8 protein-coding genes are annotated in these 6,984 nt (G+C 67.6%); all 8 read right to left on the bottom strand.

Annotation, left to right across the window (positions count from 1 at the left end; translation table 11 throughout):
• Positions 1-662 (bottom strand): DEAD/DEAH box helicase family protein (locus H3O04_RS17840; protein WP_202588156.1); only part of this gene is annotated, 662 nt, incomplete at its 3' end.
• Positions 662-2,680 carry a site-specific DNA-methyltransferase gene (locus tag H3O04_RS17835; RefSeq protein ID WP_011544473.1) on the bottom strand — a complete coding sequence of 673 codons (2,019 nt, stop codon included), beginning with the start codon at positions 2,678-2,680 and terminating at the stop codon, positions 662-664. The genes H3O04_RS17835 and H3O04_RS17840, both read right to left, overlap by 1 nt.
• Before the next feature lie 339 nt (positions 2,681-3,019).
• Entirely contained in the window at positions 3,020-3,802 is a 783-nt protein-coding gene (gene fliR, locus H3O04_RS17830) for a flagellar biosynthetic protein FliR (protein ID WP_027809606.1), read from the bottom strand.
• A 29-nt stretch (positions 3,803-3,831) separates the two neighbouring features.
• On the bottom strand, positions 3,832-4,104 hold the full coding sequence (gene fliQ / locus H3O04_RS17825) for a flagellar biosynthesis protein FliQ (RefSeq protein ID WP_006401718.1): 273 nt from the start codon (positions 4,102-4,104) through the stop codon (positions 3,832-3,834).
• A gap of 17 nt (positions 4,105-4,121) precedes the next feature.
• Positions 4,122-4,883, bottom strand: coding sequence for a flagellar type III secretion system pore protein FliP (fliP, locus tag H3O04_RS17820; protein ID WP_202588155.1), 762 nt, complete (start codon positions 4,881-4,883; stop codon positions 4,122-4,124).
• Positions 4,884-4,919: 36 nt separating this feature from the next.
• Complete coding sequence (fliO, locus tag H3O04_RS17815; RefSeq protein ID WP_202588154.1) at positions 4,920-5,495, bottom strand: flagellar biosynthetic protein FliO; 576 nt, start codon at positions 5,493-5,495, stop codon at positions 4,920-4,922.
• Positions 5,492-5,980: a flagellar motor switch protein FliN gene (fliN, locus tag H3O04_RS17810; protein WP_011544466.1), complete on the bottom strand. Its 489-nt coding sequence runs from the start codon at positions 5,978-5,980 to the stop codon at positions 5,492-5,494. Before fliN ends, fliO begins: the two co-directional genes overlap by 4 nt.
• On the bottom strand, positions 5,973-6,971 hold the full coding sequence (fliM, locus tag H3O04_RS17805; RefSeq protein ID WP_006477232.1) for a flagellar motor switch protein FliM: 999 nt from the start codon (positions 6,969-6,971) through the stop codon (positions 5,973-5,975). The genes fliN and fliM overlap by 8 nt, the downstream gene beginning before the upstream one ends.
• Positions 6,972-6,984: the final 13 nt, after the last annotated feature.

Below are 6,984 nucleotides of genomic sequence, written 5' to 3'. Positions count from 1 at the left end.
ACGATCGGCCGCGTCGCGCGGATCAGGTCGATCGGCTTCTCGCCGCCGGTCTTCTCGCTGTCCTTGTAGAGGTTGTTGATCTCTTTCTTGTTGATCGCGGCGACCGTCATCACCATGATCTGGATCGCCGCGCTCGCCGCGAAGTGACGCACCTGGCCGAGCTTCGCGGAGTCGTACAGGAAGTAGTCGTACGGCACGCCCGCGTACAGCGCGCGGAAGTGATCCTCGGTGATCGCGAGCGTCTTGTGAACGCCTTCCTTGATCGCGATCGACGGCACGACGATCACGAATTTCGTGAAGCCGTAGCGGCGGTTCAGCTCGAAGATCGTGCGTAGGTACACGTAGGTCTTGCCGGTGCCGGTTTCCATCTCGACGGTGAAGTCACGCGAGCCGGGCAGACCGGACGGCGGCAGCCCGCCGCGCAGCTGCACGTCGGCGAGATTGCGCGCGAGCGCGTCGTCGGTCAGCGACAGCCGGTTGCCGACACCCTGCTCCGATACCGCGAAACCGAGCGAGCCTTGCGCGGCGGCCGTCGTGCCGGGCGCGGCGTTCGCGAGCACGCTGAAGTCGCCGCGATACGATTCCTGGCCGCGAAACAGGTCGCAGACGGCGTCGATCGCCTCGCGCTGGTAGTCGAGATCCGCTTCGAAATGCAGGCGCATCACAGGCTCCGCACGCGCTTCACGCCGTGCTGTTCGAGCAGCGCGGCGAGATTGAGCTTCGCGACGTCGTCGACGAAGCCGCTGTCGCGGAACAGGCACGTGACGTCGCGCGACGCGCCGCTCGCGTCGAGCAGGTCGACGATGCCGTCGGCGAGCGGGCCCGCGTCGTCGCGTGAAATACGTGCATCGAAGCACGCGACGATCGCGCGGCCGATCAGGTGCACGGTCTTGCCGGCCACCTGGTGATGCTCGACCGGCGTGCACAGGTCGAGGCCGAGCTTGAGCGTCAGCTCGGCGAGCAGGTCGTCCTCGGTGCGGCCGGTCTTCACGTGCTCGACGGATGCGAAGAGGGCGTGGTCGAAGTCGTCGCGGCGCGGGTCCCACTCGATCACGTTGGTCGTGTCGAGCCGGTATACGCGAAAACCGAGGTCGCCATAGCTTTCCGGATAGTCGCGCGCGACCTGTTGCGCGGCACGGCGCAGGCGTTCCTTCGTGATTTCGGCGAGGGTCAGCGGCTTTTTCAGCTTCGCGCAGAAATCGGCGGCCGCCGTTTGCGTCTTGTCGCGGCGGTCGAGCGCCTCGGGCAGTTGCACGAGGATGTAGCGGCGCGCGCCGCCGTCGGTCGCGTTCACCTGCATCACCGCGTGGCCGGTCGAACCGGAGCCGGCGAAGCAGTCGAGCACGATGTCGTCGCCGCGCGTGCACCAGCCGATCACGGCCGCCGCGAAGTCGACAGGCTTCGGCAGGTCGAACGGGATGCCGAGCGTCTTCAGCAGCGCGTCGTCGGAGCCCGCGAACGGCAGCACCGACGGCACGTTCTCGTACATGTTCTCGTCGAGGTAGTAGATCCGCTGCGGCTGCGTGGTTTCATCCGGGCCGAATTCGATCTGGCCGCGCTCGAGCAGCGCCTGCATCGTCGCGGGCGGGTTACGCCAGCCGCGCGCCGGCATCGCGCACGGCTTGCCGGTGACCGGGTGGATCAGCGGCGTGAAATATTCGTCCGGCGCCTTCTTCTTGTTCGGCCACGCCATCGACACGAGGCGGTACACGCGGCCTTCCGGCGACAGCCGGTCGTACATCACTTCGCCGCCGGACAGGTTGGTCTGCGCCTTCATCCACGCGCGGTACGCCTTCTGCGCGTCCTTCGGGTTGCCGCTGCGGTACACCGCGTCGTGCGCGGCATCGAGCATGCGCTGCGCGTTGCGCTTCGGGCGCTTCAGCGGCGCCCGTTCGAGCAGCGTCTCGGCGTTGCGCGCGAACAGCACCAGCGATTCGTGCTGGTACGCGACGCCGCGCGCGTCGCCCTTCGGGTTGCGCTTGTCCCACACGGCCACGCCGAGCTCGTTTTCCTCGCCGAAGATCTCGCGCAGCATCAGCACCAGCGCATGCACTTCGTGCTCGTCGATGTGCACCGCGATCAGCCCCTCGTCGGACAGCAGCGCGTGCGCGAGCTTCAGGCGCGGATACATCATGTTCAGCCAGTCGGTGTGGAACCGGCCGTTCGCCTCGGTGTTGGTGCTGCGCTTCACGCCGGCTTCGGTCTGGCCCGTCATCGCCAGGTAGTGGCGGATGCTGTCGCTGAAGTCGTCCGGATAGACGAAATCGCTGCCGGTGTTGTACGGCGGGTCGATGTAGACGAGCTTCACCTTGCCGGCGTAGCTCTTGTGCAGCAGCTTCATCACGTCGAGGTTGTCGCCCTCGATCACCAGATGGCGCGTGTCGTCCCACGCGACGCTGTCGTCGGGGCAGGGCCGCAGCGTGCCCGTCGACGGCGTGAGCGCCGCCTGGCGCGCGGCGCGCTTGCCGTGCCAGTGGAAGCCGTAGCGCTCGTCGGCGTCGCCGACCGTGCGCTCGCCGACCAGCGCCTTCAGCACGTCGACGTCGACCGACGCGCCGTCCGGGCCTTCGGTCACGAGTTCGGGGAACAGCGCCTTCAGGCGCGCGACGTTGTCGGCGGTGAAATCCGTCGACATCGCCTGCGGGCTGGCCGCATCGAGTTTCTGCATCGTCTTTTCCATCGGAGCCCGGCCGCGCGCGCCAGGACGTCGGGCGCGCTCACGGCACCGGCGGCAATGGCCGCCCGGGCAAACCCGAAACGCTAGCGAGTCGGTCGGCGCAGGTCAAGCGCCGATGTGAGCCGAGCTGGCGTGTGTCGGCCGCGATCGCCCGCCGGACGGGCCGCCAGCGGGTTCGGGCCGGTTGTCGCTCGGGGCGGGCGGCGGTCGCGTCGCGGGCGGGCGGCGCCGCGGTGGAAAGGACGAAAAAAAGGGCACGGTCGGAATCAAATGCCGGGGTGCCAGCAGGGAAAATGCGGCCCGAATGAGGCGGAAGAGGATCTATGTGCGTCGACAGGGCGTCTACCGCCACCCGATCAACACCCGCCCCATCGCATCGAGCCCCATGTCGAACAGGTGCGACACGAACGGCACGAGGTTCGGGATCATCAGTTGCACGAGCAACAGCCCGACGATCAGCGTGACGGGAAAGCCGATCTGGTACATGCCGATCTGCGGCGCCGCGCGGTTCAGGATGCCGAGCGCGAGGTTCGCGATCAGCAGCGCCACGACCACCGGCAGCGACAGCAGCAGCCCCATCTCGAACACGGTCGCGCCGAACGCGGCGAGCGTGCGCCAGCCCGGCGCGTGCAGCAGGTCGGCCGACACCGGCAGCGACTGGAACGACGCGGCGAGCGCCGCGAACATTTGCAGGTGGCCGTCCACCGCGAGGAACGCGAGCATCGCGACCGCGTTCAGGAACCGGCCCATCGCGGGCGTCGCGCCGCTCGAATGCGGATCGAAGAAGGTCGCGAAGCCGAGCCCCATCGACAGCCCGATGAAGTCGCCGGCCGCTTCGACGGCCGCGAACACGAGCTGCATCGTGAAACCCATCGCGACGCCGATGAGGAATTGATTGACGAGGATCCAGATGCCCTGCGCGGAGAATACGGTGACGTCCGGCATCGCACCGAGCGTCGGCGCGACGACGAGCGCCATGAACGCGGCGACGCCGATCTTCACGCGCACCGGCACGGCCGCGTGGCCGACCATGGGCGCCGTCGCGACGAGCGCGAGCATCCGCACGAACGGCCACAGGAACGCCGTGAGCCAGCCGTTGAGCTGCGCGTAGGTGACCGAAAACATCGTCGTGGAACGGGAGCCGGACGCGCGGCTCAGCCGGCGCCGAGCGTCGCGACGTGCAGCAGCGTCTGCCGCAAGTAGTCGAGCATCGTCGTCAGCATCCATGGGCCGGCGATCACGAGCGTCGCGGCGACCGCGAGCAGCTTCGGGATGAACGACAGCGTCGCTTCGTTGATCTGCGTCGCGGCCTGGAACAGGCTCACGACGAGGCCGACCGCGAGCGCGACTAGCAACAGCGGGGCCGCGAGCAGCAGGCCGACCATCATCGCCTGGTGCGCCAGCGTCATCACTTGTTCGGGCGTCATCGCGCGTGTTCCTCCGCTTAACTGAAGCTCTGTGCGAGCGAGCCGATCAGCAGTTGCCAGCCGTCGACCAGCACGAACAGCATCAGCTTGAACGGCAGCGACACGGTGGACGGCGACACCATCATCATCCCCATCGACATCAGCACGCTCGCGACGACCATGTCGATGATCAGGAACGGGATGAACACCGTGAAGCCGATCTGGAAGCCGGTCTTCAGTTCGCTCGTGACGAACGCGGGCACCAGCAGCGACAGCGGCACGTCCTCGGGGCCCTGCATCGGCGCGGCCTTCGAGATCTTCGCGAACAGCGCGAGATCGGTCTCGCGGGTCTGCTTCAGCATGAAGGTCTTGAACGGCGCGACGCCGCGCTGCACGGCCTGCTCCATCGGCATCGAGCCGTCGGAGAACGGCTTGTAGCCGTCGTTGTACGCACGGTCGAGCACCGGCGACATCACGAAGAAGGTGAGGAATATCGCGAGGCCGACGAGCACCTGGTTCGGTGGCGTCGTCGCGGTGCCGAGCGCCTGGCGCAGCAGCGACAGCACGATGATGATGCGCGTGAAGCTCGTCATCATCAGCAGCATCGCCGGCAGGAACGACAGCATCGTGAGCAGCAGCATCGTCTGCACGCTCAGCGAATAGGTGGTGCCGCCGTGCGGGCCCGGGCTCGCGTTGAACGCGGGCAGGCCGTTCGCCTGCGCATACGCGAGCGCCGGGGCGAGACAGAGGATCAGCACGGGCGCGACGCGCGCCGCGTGACGCAGGAATGCGTGTTTCATCGGAATGCGGAGACTGGAAGAGGGCGCGGCGCCATGTCAGCGGTCCTTGCCGCGCCCGAGGCGTTTCGCGGCTTCGCCCGCGAGCGCGTCGCGAAACCGCGAGCCGAACGTGCCGGGCAGGCCGGCGTCGGACGAAGTGCCGCCGACGGACGCGTCGGCCGAGGCCAAACCCGCGGTCGCGGTCGTCGCCGCCGAACCGGCCGGCAGCGTATGCAGCAATCGCACGTTGCCCGGCGCGACGCCGAGCACGAGCCAGGTGTCGCCGATCTCGACGATCGTCGCGCTTTCCTTCGCGCCGAGCCCGACGCTCGACACGACCTTCAGCGGGCCGCCGCGCCGCGCGGGCTGGAACCCGAAGCGGCGGGCGAGCCATGCGCACGCGAACACGAGGCCGATCACGACCGCGAGCCCGACGAGCGTCTGCAGCACCGCGCCGATGCCGAGCGACGGCGCGGCCGAACCGACCATCACGCTCGACGCGATCGAACCGGGGTGGTTGACCGCGTTCATGTCGGCGGCGCCGGCCGGTGCGCACGCGAGCGACGCGGCGACGGCCAGTGCCGCCGCCGCAATCGCGCGGCACGCGCGCCGGCCGGACATCACGACGTTCATCGATTCAGCTTCCGGATGCGTTCGGCCGGCGTGATGATGTCGGTGAGGCGAATACCGAACTTGTCGTTGACCACCACGACTTCGCCCTGCGCGATCAGGCAGCCGTTCACGAGCACGTCCATCGGCTCGCCGGCCATGCCGTCGAGCTCGACGACCGAACCTTGCGCGAGCTGCAGCAGGTTGCGGATCGCGATCTTCGTGCGGCCGAGCTCCACGGTCATCTTGACCGGGATGTCGAGGATCATCTCGATGTCGTTGTGCGTCGAGCTCGCCGCGGCCTTCGACAACGGCTGGAATACGCCGGCGCCCGTCGCGCCCGCCTGCACCGGCTGCTCGTTCTGCTCGGCGAGCGCGGCCGCCCAGTCGTCCATGCCCGGATCTTCCTCGGCCGCGGCCGGCGCCTTCGCGTCGGCGGCCGACGCCGCGAGGGCCGCATCGGCCATCGCCTGGATGTCGTCGTCGGGCGTCTGGTTCAGCTCACTCATATCCACCTTCCTTCATCGAATCGCTCGCGCCGATCATCTTCTGCACGCGCAACGCATATTGACCATTGAAAATTCCGTAGCCGCATTCCATCACCGGCACGCCATCGACCTTCGCGGTGATCGTGTCCTCGATCTCCAGCGGCAGCACGTCGCCCGCGCGCAGGTTCAGGATCTTCTCGAACGTCGACGAGATCTCGGCGAGATTCGCGGTCAGCTCGACTTCCGCGGCCTGCACCTGCTGCGACAGCACGCGCACCCAGCGGCGGTCGACTTCGAGCGCCTCGCCCTGGATCGGCGAGCTGAGCACGTCGCGGATCGGCTCGATCATCGAGTACGGCATGCAGATGTGCAGCGTGCCGCCCGTCGGCCCGAACTCGATCGAGAACTGCGTGACGATCACGATCTCGTTCGGCGTCGCGACGTTCGCGAACTGCGTGTGCATCTCCGAGCGCACGAATTCGAACTGCAGCGGCCGCACGCTCTTCCACGCGGTCGTGTAGTGCTCGAACACCAGGTTCAGCAGCTTGCCGATGATCCGCTGCTCGGTGGCCGTGAAGTCGCGGCCCTCGACGCGCGTGTGGAAGCGCCCGTCGCCGCCGAACAGGTTGTCGACGACGAAGAACACGAGGTTCGGGTCGAACACGAACAGCGACGTGCCGCGCAGCGGCTTCACGTGCACCAGGTTCAGGTTGGTCGGGATCGGCAGGTTGCGGGTGAATTCGCTGTACTTCTGCACCTTCACCTGGCTGACGGAAATTTCCGCCGTGCGCCGCATGAAGTTGAAGATGCCGATCCGCAACAGGCGCGCGAAGCGGTCGTTGATGATCTCGAGGCCGGGCATCCGGCCGCGGACGATCCGCTCCTGCGTCGCGATGTTGTAGGGGCGGACGCCCGATGTGTCGCGCTGCTCGTCGACTGCATCGGTTTCGCCCGTGACGCCCTTGAGGAGGGCATCGACCTCCTCCTGGGACATGAACTCCTGGTGACCCATACGCGCTCCTTTC

Source organism: Burkholderia sp. KCJ3K979, from assembly GCF_016759955.1.
GTDB lineage: Bacteria > Pseudomonadota > Gammaproteobacteria > Burkholderiales > Burkholderiaceae > Burkholderia > Burkholderia orbicola.
This window is presented reverse-complemented; position numbering and strand designations above follow the sequence as displayed.

Coding starts and splice junctions, on each gene's coding strand:
- fliR (WP_027809606.1), bottom strand. CDS start 3,802: ATGTTTTCGGTCACCTACGCGCAGCTCAACGGCTGGCTCACGGCGTTC.
- H3O04_RS17835 (WP_011544473.1), bottom strand. CDS start 2,680: ATGGAAAAGACGATGCAGAAACTCGATGCGGCCAGCCCGCAGGCGATG.
- fliM (WP_006477232.1), bottom strand. CDS start 6,971: ATGGGTCACCAGGAGTTCATGTCCCAGGAGGAGGTCGATGCCCTCCTC.
- fliN (WP_011544466.1), bottom strand. CDS start 5,980: ATGAGTGAGCTGAACCAGACGCCCGACGACGACATCCAGGCGATGGCC.
- fliO (WP_202588154.1), bottom strand. CDS start 5,495: ATGAACGTCGTGATGTCCGGCCGGCGCGCGTGCCGCGCGATTGCGGCG.
- fliQ (WP_006401718.1), bottom strand. CDS start 4,104: ATGACGCCCGAACAAGTGATGACGCTGGCGCACCAGGCGATGATGGTC.
- fliP (WP_202588155.1), bottom strand. CDS start 4,883: ATGAAACACGCATTCCTGCGTCACGCGGCGCGCGTCGCGCCCGTGCTG.